The organism is Alcanivorax sp. HI0083 (assembly GCF_001635175.1).
In genome coordinates this window covers 1-1,066 of sequence record NZ_LWFX01000533.1, presented here as the reverse complement: position 1 = coordinate 1,066, position 1,066 = coordinate 1, and the positions used below count along the sequence as shown (strand labels likewise).

1 protein-coding gene is annotated in these 1,066 nt (G+C 59.2%); it reads right to left on the bottom strand.

The annotated features are described in order from the left end of the window. A partial coding sequence (locus A3754_RS05475; RefSeq protein ID WP_156496828.1) for an AMP-binding protein occupies window positions 1-1,066 on the bottom strand: 1,066 nt, incomplete at both ends.

Here is a 1,066-nt window from a genome sequence, read left to right as displayed (position 1 = left end):
GACGCCAACCGGCACCCGGTTAAGATCCTGATCCAGCACATACAATTTCCTCGGCCCCACGGCGGTACCGATGGGCGCATAGGCGCTGGTCAGGGTGTCGCCTTCGTAGGCGGCCCACAGCATCGGCGTAACCACCGTTTCGGTGGGGCCATAACCATTAAGGATACGTTCAGGCTTTAGCACGCTCTGCATGCGCTCGAAGGTTTCCCGGGTAAAGGCTTCGCCGCCCAGGGTCCAGGAACGCACTTTCAGTTCGGGTTTTTCCTGTTCGATCCAGTCCAGCAGCGGCCCCATATAGCTGGGCGGGAAACAGGCCACGGTGACGCCTTCGTTTTTCAGCACCTCACAGCATTGTTCCGCGCTCCACAGTTGCTGGTCACGAATCACCACCCGCGAACCAAAGGCCAACGGCACCGTCCAGCGCTCTACCGCTCCATCGAAACTGATGGAGGCGAACTGCAGCTCCACATCATCCGGGGTCATGCCATAGCGCTCACCGATGGTCTGCACATGCATGGAGAGACCGGCATGGGTCAGCGACACGCCTTTGGGTTTGCCGGTGGAACCGGAGGTATAGATCACATAGGCGAGCTGGTCCGGGTGCGGTTCGTTGCCGAGAGACTGCGCAGAGAAAACATCCAGCGACAATCCATTAACCGCAACCGGTTTAACGGCATCAACACGGGGCAAGGTTTCAAGCAAATCTGAAGACGTGAGCAGCAACTTGGCACTGCTGTCTTCCAGCATGTAGTGCAAGCGGTCGGAGGGATAACCCGGATCCAGTGGCAGAAAAGCGCCGCCGGCTTTCATCACGGCAAGGAAGGCTTCGATCATGGTGACNCCACGCTCGAAGGACACACCGACCACATCATCCGGTTGCACGCCCTGTTCGATCAGGTAACGGGCCAATTGGTTGGCGCGGGATTCCAGCTGGACAAACGATACGCGGGTGTCACCGTGCACCAGCGCAATGGCCTCGCCCTGCTCGGCTGCCTGTTGTGAAAACAGCGAGAGGAAACTGGTCGCGTGCCACTCGCCTTCGCCCTGACTCCATTGCTGCAAGTGG